Genomic DNA, 24,028 nt, shown 5'->3' on the forward strand with positions numbered 1-24,028 from the left:
GCTGCTCCGGGGGTTGGCTCTCGACCCTGTCGCTTCGGATGGAGAGAGCTTACCATCGGAACCGAGGGCGGGGCGGATTCGGCGGGCCGGGATCGGGCGATCCCTCCAGCTTACGCGGAACGCCCGGCCCGGTCGAGCACCGCGCCATGGCCCGAGACCCCCGGCCCGAGCCCCGCTTCGTGCTCCTGGAGCACCGCCGGGACGGGATCCACTGGGACCTGATGCTGGAACGCGACGGGGTCCTCAAGACCTGGGCGCTCGACGCCCCCCCCTCCCCCGGCGCGGAAGCGACCGCCAGGCCCCTGCCCGACCATCGCGCGGCGTACCTCGACTACGAGGGCCCGATCTCCGGCGGCCGGGGCTCCGTGCGGCGGGTCGACGGCGGCGTCTACGTGCCGATCGAATGGGCGGACGACCGCGTCCGCGTGCGGCTGGAAGGCCGTCAGCTCGTGGGCGAGCTTCGCCTGACGAAACGCCCGCGGGCGGCGTCGAACGACCCCGATCCCGAACCCGGCGTCTGGAAGATCTCCCTCGGGAAGGTCGACTGAAGGATCTTCCGCGAGGGGAGCCGGGGCGTGTAGAAGGCCCCCCGGGTCCGGTCGGAGCGGCCGGCGAGGCGGATCAGGCCGGCGCGGATCTCGACGTCGTCGAGCCGCACGTCGTCGCGCTTGAGGTTGGGCGTGTAGTGGAGCTGCACCACGGGGTAGCCCTCCACCTTCTGCCATTCCACGTCGACGCCGTAGCTGCGGCCGCGTTCGATGATCCGGTCCAGCACGCGGTCGGCCGGGACGGGGAGGATGCCCGCGCGGATCTTCTCCAGCGTCAGCTCGACGGTGTTGTCGGCGGGGATCCGGGGCCGGGCCACCACGGTGATCACCGAGGAGAGCCCCGACCGCTCCAGCCGGAAGGCCAGGATCACCCGGCCGGATTCGAACAGGACGCGAGGCTCGCGGACTTCGGGGGGCAACTGGTCGGCGAAGTGCGTCACCAGGTCGTCGGCGAGCCAGGCGTTGACCTCCTGATCGGAGAAGACGGCCTCCCAGGTCGGCTCGCTGGAGATGTCGTTGCGGAGCTGGAGGCTCTGGGCCACGAAATGTTTGGCCCGGTCTTCGAGCTGGGCCCGAGGGAGGCCCAGGGGGACCATGTCGCGATAGTAACGAGGCTCGTACGTCAGGCAGAACCATCCCACCACCGGGAGGCTCGCGACCAGGCCGACGAGCGCGAGGACGACCTTCCACCTCTTCGAGAGCGTTCTTCTCATCAAACACCCATCGGATTTCGGAGCGACGGAGTGATGGGAAACGACCCGCCCGCGGTCGAAGTGATCGGGACGCCGATGGAGAGGGTCGAGACGAGGGACGCGCGGTCGTACACCTGCGCAGGATACGCACCACCTGAAAATCGGTCAATCCAAAGTTCAACCTGGGCCAAACCCGCAAACCTTACGCCGTCGTCATCGCTTTCCCCATGACCGTTCGCGGGGATGTCGAGGGTGGGTTCCTTCGCGGCGAACCATGGAACCCAATGCGGACCCAAGTACCAGTCTTATAGATAATTACGACAAAAAGGCACTGGCTTCGGTCGTCGTTTTCGCTCGCGTTTTTCGGCGTCTCGGTGGGGCGGCTTGTCGGATGTCCGTGGAAAAGGAGGCCTGATGGCGCTCACATCCAGGATATAGGATGGCACACGTTCGACGACTTGCGAACGCGGGAGGCCCTTTTGTGAGGATCCGGCCATGGAAAACCTCTTCTCACCCCTTCCGGGCGACCTCGCGGGCGAGTTCTTCGAGCCGCTCGCGGGGACGAGGCGGACTCGGGTCGAGCGGATCGTCTCGCGGGGGCATGCCTCGCCCGAGGGGTTCTGGTACGACCAGGACGAGCACGAGTTCGTCGTCGTGCTCCGCGGTGCGGCGAGGCTTCGATTCGAGGGCCCGGAGGAGGTGGTCGCGATGGGGCCGGGCGACCACCTGACGATCGCCGCGCACCGTCGTCACCGGGTCGACTGGACGACGCCCGACGAGCCCACGGTCTGGCTGGCGGTCTTCTTCGCCGACGAGCCGGCGTGAACGATGCCGGCCGGCTTCGAAACGCGACGACCCCGCCGACGCGAGGTGCGTCGGCGGGGTCGTGGATTGAATCGGGTCACGATTCAGTCGCGGTTCGTGACTTGCGTCACTCGCCGGCCGGGGTCGGCAGGAGCAGGCCGCCGGTCTTGACTTCGGGGGCCGGGGGAGCCTCTTCGCCGGTCAGCGAAGGGGTGATCTCGGCCGGGACCGAAGCGACGGTCGCGGCGGGCTTGCTGTTGTAGGCGTGCTGGCCGACGCCGTAGATCGGGGCCGGAGCCGGGGCGTAGCCCTGGCCCGTGGCGGCCGGGGCGTAGCCCTGGCCCGAAGGAGCCGGGGCGGCGTAGCCCTGGCCGGAAGGAGCGACCTGCGAGGTCGGGTAGACGGTCTCGGCGACCGGGCCGCAGCCTTCGCCGCAACCACCGCCGCAGCCGCCCTTATGGCCCCACAGCCGCTTCTTCTTCAGGACCCACTCGTAGGTCACGGGGGGGTGAAGAAGGCCCTTCAGCTTGCAGTGCAGGCCGTCGAGCTTGCCACCGAGGTGGCCGAAGAGGTCGCACTTCTTCTTGGTGGCGCACCCGTCGTCGCAGCCGGCGGTGGGCAGGTAAGAGCCCTGGGCGCTGGCGACCGGTCCGCCCTGGGGCGAGGCCAGGCCGCACGTCGCACAGCCGCCGTCAAACACGCCCGCCATGCTCACGCTGCAGAACCCAAGAGCGACAGCAAGGCTGAGGCTCAGCGTCAAGGTCTTCAACATGGGAGAATGCTCTCCTTGAGTAACATCCATACGAGGGCCGCGATACCGGCCGGCCGTTTCGCTCGACCCCGTCTGATTTCGATCGTCCATTGGCATCGACCACGCGGTCGAAGTCTTCCCGGGACTCGGGACCTTTCGGCCCCCCCGCGAATCGACGCCACCAGGTTCGGTGCTCCCGTCCGTCTCCGCCTGAGGAGTCTTGTGTTCCCCTCGGCGACACCCATTGTATCGTCAACCCGGGCCGCCCCCTTGAACCCGCTTCACCTTTTGCACCAAGGCTTTACGTCGACAATCATGCGGGTCGTCGGGGTCGGCTAAAATGGGCGAAGTGCACAAGATCGACCGAGGGCGCATCCCCGATAATCCCACTCTTCGCCGCCCCAAAGACCCCCCGATCCGGGGACTCCGCCGAGGCGTCAGGCCTCCGCGCGCCGGCAACCCTTCGCCCACCGGCGAGGTCTTCCGGCGCGGGCGTGTAACCCTTGCACGCGCGGGGGCGTGGCCGGGGACTGAAAGGGTTCTCGATGGGCGTCTTTCAGCGGACGGAGCGGTCCGGGGACGCCGCGCCGGTCTGGATCGGGCGGGGGTCGAGCCGGAGGAGGACCAGACCGTTCCGCAACGGGGCTTCTTCCTGGAGGACCGGCGTGGCGACGCCCGCGAGGTCGGGGCCGAGGGCGCGATAGACCTTCTCGCGGAGGATCAGATAGCCGCCCGCCTGGGCGTCGTCCCTCAGCCAGTCGGCCAGGACGTGTTTCGCGCGGGCCACCAGGCCGAAGGGAGTGAGATCCTGGCGGTCCGCGCCGTTCCACTGGTCGAAGGCGTCGTTGTAGCGGGACTCGCTGCCGGGGACCGCCGCGAGCCGACGGCTCCTCAGGTAGAACCAGAGCCCTTCGTCCAGCTCATGATAGAAGGAGAGCGTCTCCACCCCCGCCGGCACAGCCCGGTCGATGGCCTTGGCGACACGACGATGGCCGCGCGTCGCGTTGCCCGCCGGGCCCACGATCCCGTAGCCGACCACGACCGCAAAGGCCGTCGCCGCCAATGCCGGCGCGAGGGCTCCAGCCCCCCATCCCCGGCGTCCTCCCGCGAAACCGAGCACGCCAGCCCCGAACGCCGCACAGGCCATCACGCCGCACCAAACCGGTTGCGACGCGCCCAGTCCGCGGCCGGCCATCGAGAGTGCGACCGCCCCCAGGACCGACCAGAGCCCCCATTGGAGGAGGATCAGCACGCGCGCCGCCCGACTCCTGTCGCCCTCGCGAGCCCGGCGTTCGAGCCGGAGCCAGGCCGACGCCGCCAGCAGCGCGAATCCCGGCAGGCACGGGACGTAATAGTTGGGCTTGGCCACCGCCCAGAGGCTGAAGAGGACCGCCACGCCGACCGACCACGACCAGGGGAGCCAGACCCAGGCGTCGGCCGCATCCCGATCGCGACGGAAAGGGAGCAAGACGCCCGACGCCCCGGCGACGACCCACGGCAGCACCAGCACCGGCCACTGCAAGAGGAAGGCGGCCCGCTCACGATGCACGATCGCCAGCGCGCCCGTCTTCTGCCCCATCTCGGCGGCCCACACCCCCGCCGCATTGGGGTCGGCGAGCCACACCGGCAGCGGCCAGCTCAGGGCTAACGCGGCGAATGCGATCAATCCCCAGGGGTCGACCGCCAACCGCGCGAGCGGTCCCCCGACTCGCCCGGACCAGGCCCAGGGGCCGACGGCCGCCGCGACGATCGCCAGCACCACCGGCCCCTTGCAGAGGAAGCCGAGCCCGAGCGCGACGTGGAAGACGAACGCCCAGCGCCGGAACCCGCCCGGTTTTCGTTTCGGACCTGAGCTTGCCTCTTCAATATGTCGGACTGTCGCATACAGGGCGAGCGTCGTGCAGAAGGCGAGCGGGACGTCCTGCCCGGCCTGCCGCGCCTCGGCGATGAACAAGGGGGTCGTGCAGAGGATGATCGCGGCGGTGAGCCCGAGCGGGCGGCCGCCGAATCGCAGACCGAGCAGGTAGGTGAGAACGACCGTCCCGAGCGCCGCGAACGCTCCCGGCAGGCGGATGATCGTCTCGTCGCAGCGACCGACGACCGCGGCCAGCGCGGCGGTCGACCATCGCGGCAGGGGCGGCTTCTCCAGCCGGGGACGGCCCTGGATCCGCGCCACCAGCCAGTGGTCGTTCTCGACGGTGTCGAGCACCTCGGCCGCCAGCCGCTGCTCGCGCTTGCCCCAGAGTTCCAGCGAGCCCAGGCAACCCAGGAAGATCACGCCGGCCAGGGCCGCCACGACCGCCTCGACGCCCCAGACGCGCCGGCTCGCCGGGGCGATCGTCATTGCTACCGGAGCCGACATCCGTTCGCCTCCCCGTATCGAGCCGCGCCCTCATGGGCGGCCCGATCCCGGCGGCAGGCTAGCGGAAAGGCCCAAAACGGGCAATTGGAGACGGCCCGGGACGGAGGATTCCGCCGGTCGGCTCAGGACTCGACTTCGAGCACGAAATACATGCTCAGCGTCGGCTGCGGGCTGGTCCGGGAGTACATCAACCCGAGATAGAGCCCGGGGCCGATGCGGCGGATCTCGTCGCGGTTCTTCGCGTAGACGCGCGACGTCTTGGCGTAGTCCAGGATGAGCGACGGGTTGCCGTCGAGCCAGCTTTCGGCCTGGTAGAGCTGGCCGCGGATCGTGGAGACCCCGAAGAAGCGGTTCACGGCCGTCGCGCCCGTAGGATCGACGATCTTCCCCTGCCAGATCGCGCGGGCGCCGACCGACATCGCGGCGTTGCGCCGGGTGCCGGGCGCGGGCAGGACCGTCCCGCGGACGCGTCCGGCCGGCAGGGCGACGGCCGTCCCCTGGCGGTAGACGGCCTGCAGTTCGGACTCGCTCATGTCACGAAGGCTGGCGACGCCCAGCGGGCCGGCGGGGGCCTGCGCGCGGGCCTCGCCGTTCACGCGGCCCGAGGAGAACCCGGCGAGCAGCATCCCGAACGCGGAGAGGAGGATCCGGACCGACCGGCGGATCGTGGTCATGGAGGGTCTCGCGAGGACGCGAAGGGGCGAAGTCGACGCGGACGGCGCCGGCTTCGAGGCTCATCGGCGCCCGGACGATCGCGGCTTGAGACGCCCGCGGACGATCGCCCCCCGCCCGCGCCGGCGACGCCGCTTGCAGGGAAGGCGCGAAAGAGTCGGGCCGCACTCGGCTCCGAAGACGCTGAGACATTGGAGGGCGGGCAGTCGGGTTGACAGCCTCGGCCCCTCGCGGTTAAATCGCCCCGCTGGACTGGAGCCTGGGGCCGGAATCCGACCCTCGACGGCACGCGGCGGAGACCGGACGTCGGGCCGCGGGATTCCCGGAGATGGAGCGAATATCAGGATTCTGAAGAGATTTCAATAGAGAATCTCTCCCGAGGATCCGAGACGATCTTCAGGCGTACCAAGGATGGTGACCGTTGCGGGGAGACCCGGTTTCAAGGATGGGCCGGTCCCCGCAACCATTCGGATCGACGCTTGGCGCGATCCGCCCTTCCTCCGCCGCGCCCGCCGATCGGAGCGAGACGGCCGTCGGCGACGGATGATGGAATCGGCCCGCGGCTCGACCCCGCGGCCCTGGCCCGCCAATTCAAGGATGAACGGCCTTATCGGCCTCCCCGCGCCCGCGGGGACGGCGGGGGTCGAGCAGGTTCGAGGAAGGGACCGTCTATGGGGCCGAACGTCGGGAACCCGATCACGTCGCGGACATCGCCCCACCGGAAGTACGTCGCCCCCGAGCGCCCGGAGCCGACGCGGCCTTCACGGTGGCTCGAACGGCTCTACGCCGACGAGCCGGCGAACTGCCGGCGGGCGCTCGTCCCGTTCCTCCGCAACCTCCTCTACTTCGGGCTGATCTTCGCCGTGTGCCGGCGGTATCAGACCGAGGGCCGCGCCTTCCAGGTCTTGCTTCAAGTCGCCGGGCTCGCCTTTCCGATCCACTACCTGGCTCCCTATCGCTGGAAGCAGGGCGTGTTCATCGCCGCCTCGGTCGCCGGCCTGTTCCTGGTCTTCGGGACGGGCGTGGGCGCGGTCGTGGTCGGCCTGTCCGCGGTCCTGATCGGCGTCGGCCGCATGCCGGTCTCCTGGAACCTGCGGGTCGGGATCCTGGCCGGGCTGACCCTCTTCCTGGCGTGCGGCAAGCCCGCGGCGCTCTTCGAGCTGGCGCCCCCGACCGTGTGGCCGGTGCTCGGCTCGATGTTCATGTTCCGCATGCTCGTTTACATGTATGAGCTGAAACACGCCCGGAAGCCGGAGAGCCTGATCGACGCGGTCGGCTACTTCTTCCTGCTGCCGAACTACTGCTTCATGCTCTTCCCGGTGGTCGACTACCGGACCTGGCAGCGGGGCTACTTCGCCGCCGAGGTCCACGACGTCCAGCGCCGGGGGCTGGAGATGACGTTCCGGGGCGTGGTCCAGCTCATCCTCTACCGGATCATCGACCAGGAGCTGCTCTTCCCCTCGTCCCAGGTCAACGGCCCCGGGAGCCTCCTGGCCTTCCTGGTGTTCAACTACCTGGTGTACCTGCAGGTCTCGGGGCAGTTCCACGTCGCCTGCGGCATGCTGCACATGTTCGGGTACCAGCTCCCGGACACGCACCACAACTACCTGCTGGCGAGCGGCTTCACCGACTACTGGCGGCGGATCAACATCTACTGGAAGGACTTCATGGTCCGACTGGTGTTCAACCCGGTGGTCTTCCGCCTCAAGCGCTGGCCGCAGCCGGCGGCGATCGCGGCGGCGACGGTCGTGGTGTTCTTCGTCACCTGGCTGACGCACGGCTACCAGTCGTTCTGGCTCCGAGGCACCTGGGGCTTCAGCGCGCCCGACGCGGTCTTCTGGGGCGTGCTGGGCTGCCTGGTGATGGTGAACGTCCAGCTCGACGCCCGCCGCGGACCGGCCCGGCCCAGGCCGAAGCCCAGGGCCGACGAGCCGGCGCCGGGGATCGACTATCGGGGCCTGACCATCCGGGGCGCCAAGATCCTCGCCACGTTCGCGACCATCACGCTGCTCTGGTCGCTCTGGAACAGTCCCAGCCTCGCGGCCTGGCTCGACCTGATGGCCCGCGGCCTCCAAGCGTCGTGACAAGGGGAGGATCGGAACGGCCATGGCGCTCATCCAGACCACATCGCTCCGCGCGGCCCGCATCGCCATGCTGCAGGCCGCGGCGCTCGTGGCGATCTCGCTCATCTCGGTCCCTTCCGACTGGACCAGGGCCCGCCGGCTGATGGCGTCGGCGACCTCGAACTCGTCCAATCGGGCCGACGGCGACCACCACGCGACCGGCTACTACGAGGGCCTCGTCGGCGGCGCCGAGGGCCCCGGCGGGCGCGGCGAGCTGACGCTCGCGCTCATGGGCAAGCCCAACGGCTGGGTCCGGTTCAACGACGCCGGCGTGGTCCGCCACCTCGACCGCGACTTCCTCCAGTTCGAGCTGATCCCCAAGATCGACAGCCTGCTGTTCGGCCAGCCGTTCGTCACGAACTCGCACGGCATGCACAGCCCCGAGGCGACCGTCGAGAAGCCGCCGGGCGTTTTCCGGATCGCCCTGCTCGGGGCCTCGATGGACATGGGCTGGGGGGTCAAGTACCAGGACACCTACAGCCATCAGCTCGAAGGCTGGCTGAACACCCACCCCGCGCACCGGGGGTTCGCCTCCGATCGCAAGTTCGAGGTGCTCAACTTCGCGGTGGCCGCGTACAGCCCCCTGCAGCGCCTGGAGTCGTTCCGCCGCAAGGCCAGGGACTTCAAGCCCGACCTGGTGATCTTCGCGTCGACCATGCTCGACTCGCGGCTGGCCGAGATCCACCTCTGCGACGTCTTCCGCACCAAGGCCGACCTGACCTACGACTTCGTGCGTCAGGCCGTCGAGGCCGCCGGCGTCACCGAGGCCGACCGCCGCGTCGATCGCGGCCAGCTCTCGGCCAAGGAGACGATCAAGAAGAAGCTGGAGCCGCACTACTGGAGCCTGTACGACGCCACCGTCGCCGCCCTGGCCGGCGACTGCCGGACGGCCGGCATCCCGATGATGATGCTGGTCATCCCCCGCGTCGGCAAGGACGCCGAGGAATCGGAGCGGGCCGAGTCGGTCGGCCGGCTCAAGGCGATCGCGGGCCGGTACGCCCTGCCGATCTACGACCTCACCGACACCTTCGACGAGATCGACCCCGCGCTGCTGGAGATCGCAGCCTGGGACGACCACCCCAACGCCCTGGGTCACCATCGCCTCTTCCTCTCCCTGACGCACAAGCTGGTGACCGACCAGGGCCGGTACGAGCTGCTCTTCCCGGGTCGCAAGGCCGTGGCCGAGGCGGCCCTGCCCCAGGACCTGCCGTAACTTCCAACCCACTTGACCGCACCCGCAACCGCGCCGCACGGATAAGACGCCATGGATGGACGCCATCTCAGCCGACTGCTGGAGGAGGCCGTCGCGCGACGGCCCGACCGCCCCGCCGTCGAGGACGAACGGGGACGATCGCAGACCTACGCCGACCTGGACCGCGCCGCCGACCGCGTCGCGGCCCGGCTCGCGCGCTGGGGGATCGACCGGGGCGACCGCGTCGGCCTCTGGCTCCCCAAGAGCCTGGAGGCCGTCGCCGCGATCCACGGGATCCTGCGGGCGGGCGGGGTCTACGTCCCCGTCGACCCCACGGGCCCCGCCGGCCGCGCCGAGGGGATCTTCACCGACAGCGGCGCCAGGGCCGTCGTCGTCGCCGCCAAGCTCGCCCCCGCGTTGCGCCAGGCGTGGGAGGGCCGCGAATCGGCGCCCCGGCTCATCGTCGTCGCCGACGACGCCGCGTCCGACGCCCTCGCCCCCGAGGACGCCGACTGGTCCGAGGTCCTGGCCGACGACGCCCCATCCCCCCTGCCCCCCTCGCGCGAGGCCGACGACCTGGCGTACATCCTGTTCACCTCCGGGTCGACGGGTAAGCCGAAGGGGGTCATGCTCTCGCACGCCAACGCCTTCACGTTCCTCGAATGGTGCCGCGACGCCCTGGGCCCCTGGAGCGACGACGACCGCTACTCCTCGCACGCGCCCTTCCACTTCGATCTGTCGATCTTCGACCTGTACGTCGCCTGCCTGAACGCCGGCACGCTCGTCCTGATCGGCGAGACCCTGGCCAAGGAGCCCGCGGCGCTCGGCGACTACATCCAGGACAAGCGGATCAGCGTCTGGTACTCGGCCCCTTCGATCCTCGCCATGATGACCGAGCTGGGCCGCCTGGACCGCCCCGGCTACACGCCGCCGCGCGTGGTCCTGTTCGCCGGCGAGGTCTTCCCCATCGCCCCGCTCCGCAAGCTTCGGACGCTCTGGCCCGACGCCGATCTGTGGAACCTCTACGGCCCGACCGAGACGAACGTCTGCACGGCCCTGGAGATCCCCCGGGTCATCGGCGACGAGCAGGCCGGCCCGTTCCCGATCGGCTTCGCCTGCCCCCCCTTGATCGGCCGCGTCGTCGACGAGGAGGGCCGCACGCTCGCCGCCGGCGCGCTCGGCGAGCTGGTGATCGCCGGGCCGGGCGTGATGCGGGGCTACTTCGGCCGCGACGACCTCACCGAGGCCGCGTTCTTCACGGCCGACGACGGCGTGAAATGGTATCGCACGGGCGACCTCGTGATCGACGACGGCGCCGGCTGCTACCACTTCCACGGCCGCCGCGATCGCATGGTGAAGAAGCGCGGATACCGGATCGAGCTGGGCGAGATCGAGTCGGCCCTCTACCGCCACGAGGGCGTCGACCGCGCGGCCGTGATCGCCGAGAGCGACGACGCCGGCGTCTCGATCGCCGCGTTCGTGGCCCTCAAGCCCGAGGGCCGGAAGTCGCTGATCGCGATGAAACGGCACTGCTCGATCCACCTGCCGAACTACATGATCCCCGACCGGATCACGTTCCTGGACCGGTTGCCGGCGACGTCGACGGACAAGGTCGACTACCAGAAGCTCAAGGCCCTGGCCGTCGAGGAGGTCTGACCGCCGTGAAGCACGTCGCACGCCGCATCTTCACCTGGAAATTCTACTTCTACGAGCTTCTCCTGCCCGGCCTCGGCGCAATGGGGCCGGCCCGGGCGGACGCGATCGTGCGCACGGCGGGATGGGCCTCGACGTACCTCCGCCCGGGCCGCCGCGCCCGCCTCAAGGCGGCGATGGACCGCGTGAACACCCTCCTGAAGCGCGAGGGCGACGACAAGGCCGGCTGGACCGCCCTGGCCGAGAGCGCCGCGCGCTTCACCGCCCGCGACTACCCCCTCGACGGCACGAGCGACGCCGAGGCCCTGGCGCGCTTCGACGTCGTGGGCTTCGAGGCCGTGCAGGAGGTGCTGGGGCGCGGACGAGGCGCGATCCTCGTGGGCAGCCACCTGGGGGCGCACGTCGCCGGCATGCACTGGCTCTACCGCCGCGGCCTGCCGATCCGCGCTTTGGTCCAGCGGCCCAAGCACGTCTCGCACGACCTGGACCGCCGTTTCGACGCCGCCGCCGCCCCCTATCCTCAGGGCGAATTCTTCCTGAAGCGGCACCTGACGCCCGCCGCCGCGATCGAGCGGATGATGCAGGCGCGGTCGGCGCTCCGCGACGGCCTGGCGCTCTATCTCAACGGCGACATCGTCTGGGATGGGTCCAACACCCGTACCTGCCGTCTGCTGGGCCGCGACCACGAGTTCCTCGCGGTCTGGGCCGAGCTGGCCTGCCTCACCCGCGCGCCGGTCTTCTTCGTCTTCTGCCGGCACCTGCCGGCCGGCCGCTTCGCCATCGAGTTCAAGCGGCTCGCGCCGACGACCCCGAGCAAGCCCGAACAGGCCTTGGCGGCGTACCTGGCCGAGGTCGAGGCCCAGGTCGCCGTCGACCCCTCGGAAGCCGTCGCGTACCTGACCTGGCCCTGTTACACCGACGCCCCCGAGGCCCCCGTCGCCCAAACCGGACCGGGCGGCGAAGCCGCGCCCCGGCCGGCGCACGCCCGACGCCTGCCGGACTCCGTCACGGCCTGATCCGCTCGCGGACCGGTCTCAGTCCGAGGCCCGGGAAATCGAACGCCTCGACGTCCTCGCCACGGCGCAGGGCGTCGAGCGCGGTTTTGTAGCGGTCGCGCTTCGCCATCCGCTCCGCCTGATCGAACCGCAGCGGGGCGATCAGGTGGTAGAAGCCGACCGCGTTCGAGCAGACCGCCTCCCACGTCGGGGGGCCGACGCCGAAGTGCGCCGCGACCTCGGCGACGTCCAGCCTGGGGGCGGGCGTCGCGTCGGGCCAGCCGAACGCCTTCCGCGCCTTCAGGCCGCCGAGCACCCCTTCCGCCAGCGCGACGTGGCCTTCGAGCGACGGGTGGAAGCCGTCGTTGAACAGGTAGTCGTCGAGCATCCCGTGGGGCCGGAGCGCGCGGAAGACCTCCTGGGCGTCGACCAGGATCAGGTCCCGGCTGGCGGCCAGGTCACGATAAACGTCCTGGAACGACGTGAGGCAGCGGAGGGGGTGGGCGTCGAGGTCCCGCGCCGCGAGGTAGGACTTGTACGCCTCCTCATAGTTCCCTTCGGCTTCGAGCAGTCGGGCCAGCCGAAAGTGCGATTCCGCGAAGCCCGGCTGGCGTTGGATCAGCTCGCGGTAGGCCGCGATCGCGCCGGCGCGATCGGTGGTTTCCAGCTTGCGGGCCGATTCGAACGAGCGGGCGAACACGTCGCGGCGGGCTCGCGGGGTCTCGGGGGGGAGGACCGAGCGATCGGGCTCGAAGCCGGCGTCGTTGCCCGCCGGCGGGATCAGGACCGGCACGGCGCCGACGGCCGCGCAGAAGTCGAGGATCGCCTCCATCCGGCGGCGGAAGTCGGCCAGCAGCTCGGCGCGCTCGGCGTCGGTGTGCGAGGGCGAATCGATCAGCCGCCGGCCTTGTCGGGGCGGCGGCGCGGCCACGCGATGACGCTCCAGCGTCTCCTCGATCAGGCGGACCGTGGGCGAGATCCGGCCGAAGAGCGTCCCGATCGACCAGGGCCGCGACCATCCCGGGTCGTCGAGGTAATACGGCGCGACCTCGTGCGACCAGCCGTGGAGCGCGTAGAACTCGTTGTGCCCGCAATAGATGATCAGCAGGTCGGGCTTGCGCTTCAGGTTCGCGAGCTTCTGGTGCATGTCCTCCAGCCGCTTGCCCGACTCGGCGAGCACGTCGACCCGGACGTTCCGCCCCGGCAGCGATTCCTGCAGCTTCCAACCGACGATCCGACCGACCGAGAGCCACTTCTGGTACGGCACCCCCTCGGCGCTCGATTCGCCGATGACGACGACGTCCAGGTCCGTCGGCCGCTCGGCCTCGGGATCGAACGTCGTGGGCAGCGCCGGGACCTGCGCGAACGCCGGCAAGGTCGGCGCCCGGTGCCGCCACGCCAGCCACGCGCCCGACGCCGCCTCGGCCGCCACCAGCGCCGCGAACGTCGCCGCGAACCCCAGTGTCAATCGACCCAGCGCAGGCGCGACCGGCCGACGACCTTTCCGCCGGCGGACCACGGTCCACGCCAGCCCGATCGTCGCCGCCACCACGACCAGCGCCGCGAGGACGTACACGCGCTGGAGCAGCGTCAGGAACCCGATCGCCGTCGTGACCTCCCGCGACGCCAGGTCCCCCTGCGCGACGATCGCGAAGCACGGCGGGAGCATCGATCGTCCTTCTCCCCTGGTGGGAGAAGGCGGCCCGCAGGGCCGGATGAGGGGGATCCCATAGGGTTCTCGGACTTCGGCGCCGGCTGACGAGCCCCTCATCCGGCCTTCGGCCATCTTCTCCCACCAGGGGAGAAGGAGGAAGCGGCGAAGTGAAAGTGCGTAATCTTTTTGATGCGTCGCCCCCTCATCCGGCCCTTCGGACCACCTTCCCCCGCGAGGGGGGAAGGCCTTGAAACCGCTTCCCGGGATTCTCGGCATGTTCGGCATCGCTCCGCTCGACGATCACCCGCATGCGGCGGGTATGCGATTTGCAACCATTCTCGGGCAAGTGGTTATCCCTGGGAACTCGGCACCCGGAATGAGGCGGAGATCGACATGAAGGCCAAGCGCGTCACCGGCGGGAAGGTTCGTTACGGGATCGTCGCGGGCGGGTCGATCTCGCAGGGGCAGTTCATGCCCGGGGTGCGGAACACCAAGAATTCCGAGCTGACGGTCCTCGTGACCGGGGATCCCGAGAAGGCCGACGTCCTCAAGGAGGAATTCGGCCTCAAGAACACCTACCATTACGACGACTTCGACAAGCTCCTGACGGCCGACGAGGTCGACGCGTTGTACGTCGCCACGCCCAATCACCTCCACACGCCGTACGTCGTGCCCGCGCTCAAGGCCGGGATCCACGTCCTGCTGGAGAAGCCGATGGCCGTGCGCGAGGAGGATTGCCGGGCGATGATCGCCGCGGCGCAGGAGTCGGGGGCCAAGCTCATGGTCGCCTACCGCCTGCACTTCGAGCCGGCGACCGTCGCGGCCGTGGAGCAGGTCCGCGCCGGCGACGTCGGCGACGTCCGGGCGTTCACGTCGACCTTCTCGCAGTTCCTCCGGCCCGACAACCATCGGGCCAAGAACGGCTTCGACGACGGGCCGGTCTACGACATGGGCGTCTATCCCATCAACGCTTGCCGCCAGTTCTTCGGGGCCGAGCCGATCGAGGTCCGCGCCGTCGCCTCGCGCAACCCTGAAGCCGGCCTGGGCGACCTGGACGACACCGTGAGCGTCACGCTGCGGTTCCCCAACGACGGCCAGGCGGTCTTCATCGCCTCGTACGGGATGCACGAGTTCGAGCATTATTCGGTCGTCGGCTCCAAGGGGAGCCTGTCGGTACAGCCGGCCTACTCGTACGGCCACGGCCTCGCATATGACGTCACGATCGGCGACGAGAAGGAGCACAAATCCTATCCCGAGACCGACCAGTTCGGCGGCGAGGCGGAGTACTTCTCCAACTGCATCCTCAACGACCTCGACCCCGAGCCCGACGGCGAGGAAGGCTGGTGCGACGTCCGGATCGTCGAGGCCATCCGTCGCGCCCTGGAGACGGGCCAACCCCAGACGCTCGAACCGTACACGAGGAAGGGCCGCATCGAGCCCTCCCAGGTGATGGGCCTGCCCCCCGCCCAGAAGTTCGAGATGGTCAACGCCTCCGATCCCAGCAAGAACGGGGACTGAAGACAGCGGCCCTCGCGATTGCCCGAGCGCCGAATTCCTGAGAGGATGGGACCCCTCGACCCGCGAGGGTCATCCCGGCTCACACGGACGGCGTTCAGGATCACCATGACGAGCTTCCCCTGGTTCCAGGGTTCGGACAACCCCTACGGCGTCGCGTTCGAGTCGGTCGGCGTGCTGACCGAGCGCATCAAGGAGACGCTGGAGGCCGAGTTCGGCGACGTGGCGGTCCGGGGCGAGATCTCGAACCTCTCGCGGCCGCGCTCCGGCCACCTGTACTTCAGCCTGAAGGACCAGGCGGCCGGCATCCGCGTGGTCATGTGGCGGAGCGACGCCCAGCGCCTGCCGTTCGAGCTGTCCGACGGCCTGGCCGTCCGGCTCGTCGGCCGGCTGACGGTCTACAACCCCCGCGGCGAGTACCAGATCATCGCCCAGGCGATCGAACCGGAGGGCATGGGCGCGCAGGAACTCGCCTTCCGGCAACTCTTCGCCAGGCTCTCGGCCGAGGGGCTGTTCGACCCCGACCGGAAACGACCGCTGCCGCGCTTCCCCCGGCGGATCGCGGTCGTCACCAGCCCGACCGGCGCGGCCGTTCGCGACCTGCTCCAGGTCACGGGACGGCGATGGGCGGCGACCGACGTGCTGATCGTGCCGACCCGCGTCCAGGGCGTGGGCGTCGGCCGCGAGATCGCCGCGGCGCTGGAGCTGGCCGGCCTGGCGCCGGGCGTGGAAGTCGTCGTCGTCGCCCGGGGAGGCGGCAGCGCCGAGGACCTCAGCCCATTCAACGACGAGGTCGTCGTGCGCGCGATCGCCGATTGCCGCGTCCCGGTGGTGGCCGCCGTCGGCCACGAGATCGACGTCACCCTCGCCGACCTGGTCGCCGACCGCCGCGCCCTGACCCCCAGCGAGGCCGGCGAACTCGTCGTGCCCGACGCGGCCGAGATCGCCATGCACCTGGACCGACTCGGCCAGGCGCTTCACCACGCCGGCGCGAGCCGCCTGCGCGACGCCCGCGCCCGCCTCGACCACCTGGCCCGGGGCCTGTCCACATCCCTCGGCCAGGACCTGGAACGTCGCCGCCACCGCCTCGACCGCCTGAAATCCTCCCTCGAAGCCCTCAACCCCGAAGCCGTCCTGGCCCGGGGCTACAGCCTGACCCTCGCCGAGGACGGCCGCACCGTCGTCCGCGACCCCGCCCAGGTCCCGCCCGGCAGCCTCATCCGGTCGATTCTCGCCTCCGGCCGGATCACGTCCCGCGTCGAGGGCTGAACGGTGTCGGCTTAAGTCTTGATGTCTGCGCCTACCAAGGCTCGATCGCGTCATGCGCGTTGAAATGGCTGTTAAAACAATCGGTCTGGCGAATTTATAGGGGCCAGAGAAGTTCCCTCTTGCTCTCACGGTGGGAATATGGGTACTTTGGGCGACTGTAAACATGGAGTTTAGGCTTAACCCAAGCATGCTCCCAGATGGCCCGCGCGGCGGTGACGTCGCCGACGCGGGAGGCGAAGCCGATCGACGACGGCTCTCCACGACGGTCGCTCGACACCCCTGACACGAGAGAATCCAACATGAACTCGGCGAAGACGACGCGACACGGCCGGCCCGGGGCGGGCTGGTTTTCCTGGAACAGGGACGGCAAGGCCGAGCGTCGCGGGCGTCGAGTTCGGGGCGAGACGCTCCGGAGGGTCGAGGTCCTGGAAGACCGGACGCTGATGGCGGCCTCGATCCTGATCAGCCCCGGCGCGGGGCTGGGCTACGTCACGGACATCCTCGGGGAGAATGTGGACATCTCGGTCACGGGATCGATCTACACCTTCTCCTCGGATCGGATCATCAACGTCGACCTGAACGCGGCCGGGCTGACGGTCGTGGGCAGCGGCTCCAACCTGGTGACCGTCGACGGGATCACGAGCCTGAACATCGGCGTGCTCTCGCCATCGACCACGGTCGGGCTGGCCAGCACCAACGTGCCGACCGACTACGGCGCGGTCATCGGCGTGTCGGGTCCCGAGCTGACGTTGGGGGACCAGGGCGACCTCTCCGGCATCGCCGCGACGGTCGAGACCTTCGGCCTCATCGGAAGTTCGAGCATCGTGGTCGACGGCTCGGCCGGGACGACCGGGGGCGCCTGGACCCTGGATCAGGACGGCAGCGGGCACGGCCGGCTGACGGGGATCGGGACCGGCGGATCGCTGGTGTTCGACCCCGCGCTGGTCGACGTCCTGACCGTGCGCAACGCCGCCGGCCAGGCGAATTCGCTCACCGTCGATTTCACCGTGGCCGATCCCCTGCCGAGCGGCTCGCTCAGCTACGACGGCGGCTGGACGGACCCGTCGACGGCCAAGAGCGACCTGATCCTCGTCGGCGGCCTGGCCCCGCTCACCAGCGAGGTCTTCTCGGGCTCCGGCCCCGGCTCGGGCGACATCGACTTCACCACGGCGTCGACGACCTCCTCGATCTCCTTCACCGGGATCTCCCCGCACAGCGTCTACGACACGGTCCCGGCGCTGACCTACCAGTTCGACTATTTCGGGGCGCCGAACGTCGGCGTCCTGCTGTCGGCGGGCGAGAATTCGGCCAACACCGGCAACGTCCAGACGCTGCAGATCTCCTCGGTCGGCACGCCCCCCGAGTTCCCCGACACCCACGTCGCCAACAAGACCAGCATCCTCGTCAACCAGAACTCCTCGCTGTCCGGCTATTCCCTGACGATCAACTACGCCCTGACGACGCCCGTCGCCGGCCTGAACCTGCTGACCGTCACCCAGGCCGTGGGCCCCGACTCCGCCACGCTCACCGACCTGCCCCCGGGGGCGGCGATCGTGGTGAACCAGGGCCAGGGGAACGACACGCTCGCCCTCGCGATCGACGGGACGGCGGGCACGACCTCGACGACCCTCGACGGCGGCCCGGGCATCGACACGCTGACGATCGACGCCGGCGGCCGGCCCCTCTCGGCGGCGAACTTCTCGGTCGGCGTCGAGGGGGCTATCACCATCTCGGGCGCAATCCTGCCCGGCGGGCCGATCAGCTACACGAGCTACGAGAGCGTCGTGGTGAACAACGTCGGGACCCAGGTCCCGGTGGTCACGGCCGCCATCTTCCGCGCCATTCAGGGCCAACCGCAGGTCGACGCCCTCGTCGGCTCCTTCACGGTCCCGTCGCCCGCCCTGGCGGCCGACTTCGCCGCCCTGATCAACTGGGGCGACGGCACGACGTCGGCGGGGGTGATCGTCCCGTCGGCCGTCAATCCGGCCGGGTTCGACGTCTTCGGAACTCACACCTACACCGGCTCCAACCCTTCGCCGGTCGTCACCCTGACCGTTTCGACGCTCGCCGTGACCTCGACCGTGTTCGTCGGCGGCTCGCCGGTGACCTTCAACCCGACCTCGTCCTCGGCCTCGGACGACGCCGACGCCCAGGTCACCGTCACCGACCTCCCCGCGCTCGTGCCCACCGTCTTCGGCGTGCCGGTGCACGGGAGCGAGGGTCAGAACCTGGTCTCCGCCATCGTGGGCGCGTTCACCTCGTCGGCGACGGCGACGGCGGCCGACTTCGCTGCGACCATCGCCTGGGGCGACGGCTCGACCTCGGCGGGCGTGATCGTCCAGGACGCCTCCAACCCGTCGGTCTTCTACGTCCAGGGGACGCACACGTACTACGACCCCGGCGTCGCGATCGCGACCGCCATCACCGTGACGCCGCTGGCGACGTCGTTCTCGCAGCTCGTCGGCGGGGTGGCCACGACCTTCTTCCGCCCGGCCGGCGTCCCCGTCACGCAGGCCTCGCAGGCGATCATCGACGACGCGGCGGTCGACGTCTCGGTCCAGGCCGTCTCCGGCTTCGAGAACATCGCGATCGCGTCGGGCTCCTCGATGGTCGTCGGCACGTTCACCGACCTGGGCGGGGTCGACCCGACCGACGCGAATCCGGCCGCGGCCTACGCGGCGACGATCTACTGGGGCGACGGGACCGCGGGGGTCGGCGCCCTGTCCATCATCCGCGACGGCTTGACGAGCCGCTTCATCGTCACCGCGACCCCGCACGTCTACGCCACGCCGGGGAGCTACCCGATCACGATCGTCGTGACCCAGGCCGACGGCGGTTCGACGGGGATCGGCTCGAACTTCGCGGTCATCGCCGACGCGCCGCTGACGGGCACGGCCTCGCAGCCGACGATCGCGAACGCCTCGGAAGGAGTCCTGTTCACCGACCGGGTGATCGGCTCGTTCGTCGACGCCAACCCGCGGGCGACAACCGACCAGTACACGGTCAACATCGACTGGGGCGACGGCACGCCCAACTCCGCCGGCCGGGTCATCCAGCCGGGGGGCGTGGGCACGACCTTCTTCGTGATCGGCTCGCACACCTACGCCGACGCCCAGGGCCCGGGCGTGAATCCCTTCGCGTTCGGCCCCGGCCCGCTCGCCGGCCCGATCACGACGAACGGGACGTATGTGCTGAACATGTCGATCCGCGACACCTTCGGCTCGGCGCTGAACATCTTCAACGGGATCACGGTCGTCGACCAGGCGCTCCTGATCTCGGGCGGGATGACTTCAGCGTCGGACACGGGGATCTCCCATTCCGACGGCGTCACCAACGACGCCACGCCGACGTTCACGGGCCGCACCAACGAGGGCGGGGCGACGCTCTACCTGTACGCCGCGCTCAACGGCGGCGCGCCGACCTTCATCGGCTCGACGACCGTCGACGCGTCGGGTGCCTGGAGCCTCACTCCGGCGTCGGCCCTGGCCGACGGCGGCTACCGGATCTCGGCCCAGGCCTACGACGCGGGCGGCCACACCGTCAGCGCCCTGACGACCCTGGCGTCGTCGCTGGTGATCGACACCGTCGGCCCCGAGGTCGTGGACCTGCTGTTCGACAACTTCCGGGGCCGGGTGATCGCCACGTTCGCCGACTTCGGCGGGGTGTCGAACACCGGCTCGGGGCTGGTGCTCTCGACCGTCCGCGACGCGAACAATTACCTGTTCACGAAACTGCTGTCGACGACCCCCAGCCTGCATCCCTGGCTCGCCACCTCGATCACGGTGACGCCCGGCACGACCGCGGGCGACCAGGCGGCGACGGTGCAGTTCAACGGCGGCGCGGGGATCCGGGGCGGGAAGTACCTGTTCCAGATCCGCTCGGTCGACCCGTCGAACCTGTCGGGCGTCCAGGACATCGCCGGCAACGCGCTCGACGGCGAGTTCTACGGCTTCTTCCCCTCGGGGAACCACGTCAACGGCGGCGACTTCGTGGCGCAGCTCGACGCGATCCATCACACGATCTCGCCCCCGCAGTCGCAGGTGGGGACGGCCACGCCGATCTCGCCCCCGGGCCGGCCGGCGACGGGCCGGTTCCTCCGCCTCGACGGCGCCCTGCTCCCTTCGGCCGCGTCGGCGGTTAGACTGGCTTCCGTCCGGGCCGCGTCCCGGCCGAGCCTGGCGTCGGCCCGCATCGCGCGGGCGGCCTCCCTCGGATCCTGATCGCGTCCTCCGCGCCTGGCGGCCACCGCCGGGCGCGGCCCCCTCGCGTCTGCACGCACGAGCGCTTCGGAGAGTTTCATGCACCGGGATTTCCTGTCGTCGTGTCGTGATCGGTTCGGCCTCCCGCGCCCGCTCCCGCGGCCCAAACGGCCGACGCGGCGGCGGGTCGGGGTCGAGGCGCTCGAGGACCGCCGCCTGCTCGCCGCCTCGCTCGGCATCACGACGGGGACGCTCCTCTTCCAGTCGACGGGCACCGCGATGAACGTGCGGATCTCGGTCGACGCGGCCGACGTCTACACCTTCCTCGACCCGACCCAGCCGATCACCCTCGGGGCCGGGACGGGGGCATGGACCCTGTCGCCCGACGGCCACACCGCGACCGGCCCGGCGTCGTCGTTCACCTCGGCCGCCGTCGTCGGCGACGCGGGGGCGTTCAACGACGTCGTGAGCGTCGACTCGACCAAGGCCCCCCTGAACATCAGCACCGGCTCGGGCAACGACTCGTTCTTTTTGACGACCCAGTCCATCGCCGCGGCCGTCTCGATCAGCAACGCGGTCAGCGGCGGCTCCGACGGCGACTCGGTCTTCTACGCCGTCGGCGGCGTCGACGGGACGTTCGCCACCGGGGCCCTCGGCCGCGAGACCTTCCTCAGCGCCGCCGCGGGCGCGGGGCTGATCAGCGTGAACTCGGTCAAGCCGACCTACGCCTCGTCGTTCCCCGACCTGGTCTCGTCGGGGGCCAAGCTCGACCTGAACCTGAACAGCCTGTACGCCACGCCCACGGCCCTGACGACGCGGCTGTCTCTGGCGAGCGGCGTGATCCAGGTCGCCGTGACGTCGGGCCCGGTCCACAGCTTCCCCGACGGGACGGTCGACAATTTCGCGATCGGCGGGACGACGGCCGGCAGCACGCTGACGATCGACTACGCCGGCGGCGTCCCGTACGGCCCCGGCGTGAATTTCGCCCCGCCGGCCGCGACGGGCGCGGCCTCGAACACGCTGATCCTCCAGAACGGCAGCTTCGCGCAGGAGGCCTACATCGCGTCGGGCGCCGGCGCGGGGCGGATCGCCTTCCCGAACCGCACGGTCGGCTCGGCGACGATCAGCAACGTCGTCGACTTCAGCCGCCTCAGCCCGATCATCGACACGGTGACCGTGGCCGGCTACACATTCTCGGCCCCCCTGGGCGCCCAGACGATCCAGGTCGAGACCGGCCCCATCGTCTCGACCGTGCAGACGACCCGGATCCGCAGCACGACGAACGCCTTCGAGCAGGTCGCGCTCGCCAACAAGGGGTCGATCGGGATCACCACCGGGGGCGACGCCGACACCCTGGCGATCGACCTGGGCACGCCGGCCCTCGGCCTCGCGACGTTCTCCGCGGCCACGGCCGGCGGCGACGACACGATCGTCCTGCTCGCCTCGGCCGCCGGGGTCGCGACGACCCTCGACGCCGGCGCGGGGGCGGCGAACCTGATCGACCTGAGCAACGCCGGCAGCGTCGCCGGGCTGCTCGGCAACGTCTTCGCCCTGGCGACCGGCGGCGCGGCGACGGTCAAGCTCGACGACTCGGCGCGGGCCGTCGCCGACTCGTTCACGATCGCCCCCGGCCGGATCACGGGCGGGCCGCTCGGCAACTTCCTCGACTACTCGGGCGGCGGCGTGACCACCGTCGACGTCCGCGGCGGGACGCTGAGCGACACCTTCACCTTCACGGGCTTCGGCGGGGCGACCACGGCCGAGACCTACACCATCGCCGGCGGCCCCGGGAACGACACGCTGGTCGTCAACTCCAGCCTGCCGACGGTGAACTTCGCCACCGGCGGGATCCTGAGCTTCGGCGCGGGCGAGCCGATCATCAACTACACGAGCATCGAGCAGGTCACGCTCAACGTCTCGGCGACGCCGCCCGTCGGCATCCCGACGACGATCTTCGCCGTCGAGGCCCGGCCGTTCGTCCAGCAGACGGTCGCACGCTTCACCGACGCCGCTCCGACCGGCGGGGTCAGCTACTTCGCCGCGATCGACTGGGGCGACGGCACGCCGGCGTCGGGGGGCCTGATCGTCCCCGCGGGCGTGACCGGCTCGTACGACGTGCTGGGCAACCACAGCTACGCCGCGGCCGCGACCTACCCCGTGACCGTCACCGTCACCCGCCAGGGCGGCGGCTCCAGCGGCACCACGGTCGTCGACGGCGTGCCCATCACGGTGAACAGCGGCGCCTCCGAAAGCGCCGTCGTCAACTCGACGAGCGTCGTCTTCGCCGCCCCGCTGGCCGCCCAGGGGATCCCGCTCTCGGGCCGCGCGACGGCCCCGCTCTCGACGGCCGCGGGCGGCGTGCAGGTCGCCGCGTTCACCGACTCGGGCACGAACCTCGACCCGTCGGCCTACACCGCTCTCATCTACTGGGGCGACGGCTCCGACCCGACCGCCGCGACCCGGATCACCGCCATCGGCACCGCCGGCGGGGTCGTCTACAACGTCTTCGGCGACCACACGTACGCCCAGGCCGGCAATTATCCGGTCACCGTCCTGATCACCAAGCCGCCGGTCGCCGTGGCGGCCCCGGCCACGCCCCAGTCGCCCCCCGGCGCGCAGGTGGTGGCCGTCTCGACCGCGGCGATCCTCCCCCCTGCGCTCACTTCCGTCGCCGGCCGTCTCAACCCGGCCAGCGACTCGGGGGCCTCGAACAGCGACGGGATCACGAACGTCGTCCAGCCGACGTACTCCGGCACGGTCAATTCGCCGGGGGCCACCGTGGCCGTCGTCGCCCAGTCGCCGACCGGCCCGATCCTCCTGGGCACGACCCAGGCCGACGAGGCCGGCGCCTGGAACGTAACGTCGACCGTCGCCCTGCCCGACAACGCCTACACGATCACCATCTTCGCCGGCGACCGCTACAACTCGGGGAACGTCATCACCAGCGTCCTCCCGCAGACGCTCGTGATCGACACGTTCGGCCCCAAGGTCGTCGCCGCGGCTTTCCAGCCCAGCTCGGGCTCGGTCCTGGTGACGTATCAGGACTACGGCGGGGGCGGCGGCGTCGGCTCGGGCGTCAACCTGACGACCGTGCAGGAGCCGAGCAACTACGCCTTCTCGTTCATCTCGACCACCGTCAAGGGCTACCGCCCGCCGTCGCAGTGGCTCGTGGGGCCGATCGGGATCTCCCCGGCGACCACCTTCGGGCCCCAGGCCACGACGCTCATCCTCAACGGCGGGACGTCGATCCGCGGCGGGGTGTATCAGCTCGTCATCCGCTCGCGGACCTCGGCCTTCGCGACCGGGATCCAGGACGTCGCGGGCAACGCGCTCGACGGCGAGTTCTTCGGCGCCTTCCCCTCGGGCAACAACGTCGCGGGCGGCGACTTCGTCGCGCGGCTGGACTCGATCCACAACCGCGTCTTCGTCCCCGGGACGACCGTGGGCCCCGGCCAGCCGCGGCCCACGCCCGTCCGCCCGGTGCGCCCCACGCCGGTCCGACCGGTCCGCGCCCGGGCCCTGCCCCGCTGACGCCGGCGCACGGCTTGGCCCGTCGTCTCCAAGTCGCTAAGGTGAGGGGGTGGACCGCTTCCGCCCCC

The 24,028-nt window shown here is 70.4% G+C and carries 15 protein-coding genes; 10 read left to right on the forward strand and 5 right to left on the reverse strand.

What is annotated here, in order from left to right:
- The first annotated feature begins 146 nt into the window (after window positions 1-146).
- A complete protein-coding gene (locus PZE19_RS19715) occupies window positions 147-548 on the forward strand; it encodes a DNA polymerase ligase N-terminal domain-containing protein (protein ID WP_277862313.1) in 402 nt (133 codons plus the stop codon).
- Here PZE19_RS19715 and PZE19_RS19720 read toward each other — a convergent pair.
- On the reverse strand, window positions 443-1,261 hold the full coding sequence (locus PZE19_RS19720) for a hypothetical protein (RefSeq protein WP_277862314.1): 819 nt from the start codon (window positions 1,259-1,261) through the stop codon (window positions 443-445). The two genes, PZE19_RS19715 and PZE19_RS19720, sit on opposite strands and share 106 nt — an antisense overlap.
- A 474-nt stretch (window positions 1,262-1,735) precedes the next feature.
- On the opposite strand from PZE19_RS19720, the gene PZE19_RS19725 reads away from it, so the two are divergent.
- Window positions 1,736-2,065 (forward strand): cupin domain-containing protein, encoded by a 330-nt coding sequence (locus PZE19_RS19725; protein WP_277862315.1) that lies wholly within the window; start codon window positions 1,736-1,738, stop codon window positions 2,063-2,065.
- Window positions 2,066-2,171: 106 nt separating this feature from the next.
- Here the strand turns inward: PZE19_RS19725 and PZE19_RS19730 are convergent, their stop codons facing one another.
- The 3 genes from PZE19_RS19730 to PZE19_RS19740 form a co-directional block, all read right to left on the reverse strand.
- A complete protein-coding gene (locus tag PZE19_RS19730; RefSeq protein ID WP_277862316.1) occupies window positions 2,172-2,816 on the reverse strand; it encodes a hypothetical protein in 645 nt (214 codons plus the stop codon).
- A 535-nt stretch (window positions 2,817-3,351) separates the two neighbouring features.
- Window positions 3,352-5,157, reverse strand: a complete 1,806-nt coding sequence (locus PZE19_RS19735) for an ArnT family glycosyltransferase (RefSeq protein ID WP_277862317.1) — start codon at window positions 5,155-5,157, stop codon at window positions 3,352-3,354.
- Between the two features lie 122 nt (window positions 5,158-5,279).
- Window positions 5,280-5,831, reverse strand: a complete 552-nt coding sequence (locus tag PZE19_RS19740; protein ID WP_277862318.1) for a hypothetical protein — start codon at window positions 5,829-5,831, stop codon at window positions 5,280-5,282.
- Between the two features lie 669 nt (window positions 5,832-6,500).
- Between PZE19_RS19740 and PZE19_RS19745 the strand changes: the two genes are divergently transcribed.
- The 4 genes from PZE19_RS19745 to PZE19_RS19760 are packed head-to-tail and all read left to right on the forward strand — an operon-like array spanning window position 6,501 to window position 11,813.
- On the forward strand, window positions 6,501-7,913 hold the full coding sequence (locus tag PZE19_RS19745; protein ID WP_277862319.1) for a hypothetical protein: 1,413 nt from the start codon (window positions 6,501-6,503) through the stop codon (window positions 7,911-7,913).
- Window positions 7,914-7,935: 22 nt separating this feature from the next.
- On the forward strand, window positions 7,936-9,165 hold the full coding sequence (locus PZE19_RS19750) for an SGNH/GDSL hydrolase family protein (protein ID WP_277862320.1): 1,230 nt from the start codon (window positions 7,936-7,938) through the stop codon (window positions 9,163-9,165).
- Between the two features lie 51 nt (window positions 9,166-9,216).
- Entirely contained in the window at window positions 9,217-10,800 is a 1,584-nt protein-coding gene (locus PZE19_RS19755) for an amino acid adenylation domain-containing protein (RefSeq protein ID WP_277862321.1), read from the forward strand.
- Window positions 10,801-10,805: 5 nt separating this feature from the next.
- A complete protein-coding gene (locus PZE19_RS19760) occupies window positions 10,806-11,813 on the forward strand; it encodes an LpxL/LpxP family acyltransferase (RefSeq protein ID WP_277862322.1) in 1,008 nt (335 codons plus the stop codon).
- Here PZE19_RS19760 and PZE19_RS19765 read toward each other — a convergent pair.
- The gene (locus tag PZE19_RS19765; RefSeq protein ID WP_277862323.1) at window positions 11,803-13,461 is read right to left on the reverse strand and encodes an SGNH/GDSL hydrolase family protein; all 1,659 of its coding nucleotides are present in this window, start codon (window positions 13,459-13,461) and stop codon (window positions 11,803-11,805) included. The two genes, PZE19_RS19760 and PZE19_RS19765, sit on opposite strands and share 11 nt — an antisense overlap.
- Before the next feature lie 378 nt (window positions 13,462-13,839).
- Between PZE19_RS19765 and PZE19_RS19770 the strand changes: the two genes are divergently transcribed.
- From PZE19_RS19770 to PZE19_RS19785, 4 genes are all read left to right on the forward strand, one after another.
- Entirely contained in the window at window positions 13,840-14,964 is a 1,125-nt protein-coding gene (locus tag PZE19_RS19770) for a Gfo/Idh/MocA family protein (RefSeq protein ID WP_277862324.1), read from the forward strand.
- A gap of 105 nt (window positions 14,965-15,069) precedes the next feature.
- Window positions 15,070-16,230 carry an exodeoxyribonuclease VII large subunit gene (gene xseA / locus PZE19_RS19775; RefSeq protein ID WP_277862325.1) on the forward strand — a complete coding sequence of 387 codons (1,161 nt, stop codon included), beginning with the start codon at window positions 15,070-15,072 and terminating at the stop codon, window positions 16,228-16,230.
- Window positions 16,231-16,529: 299 nt separating this feature from the next.
- A complete protein-coding gene (locus PZE19_RS19780; RefSeq protein ID WP_277862326.1) occupies window positions 16,530-20,450 on the forward strand; it encodes an Ig-like domain-containing protein in 3,921 nt (1,306 codons plus the stop codon).
- 78 nt (window positions 20,451-20,528) lie between these two features.
- Window positions 20,529-23,960, forward strand: coding sequence for a beta strand repeat-containing protein (locus PZE19_RS19785; protein ID WP_277862327.1), 3,432 nt, complete (start codon window positions 20,529-20,531; stop codon window positions 23,958-23,960).
- The last annotated feature ends 68 nt before the right edge of the window (window positions 23,961-24,028 follow it).

The sequence above is a fragment of the Paludisphaera mucosa genome (assembly GCF_029589435.1).
GTDB lineage: Bacteria > Planctomycetota > Planctomycetia > Isosphaerales > Isosphaeraceae > Paludisphaera > Paludisphaera mucosa.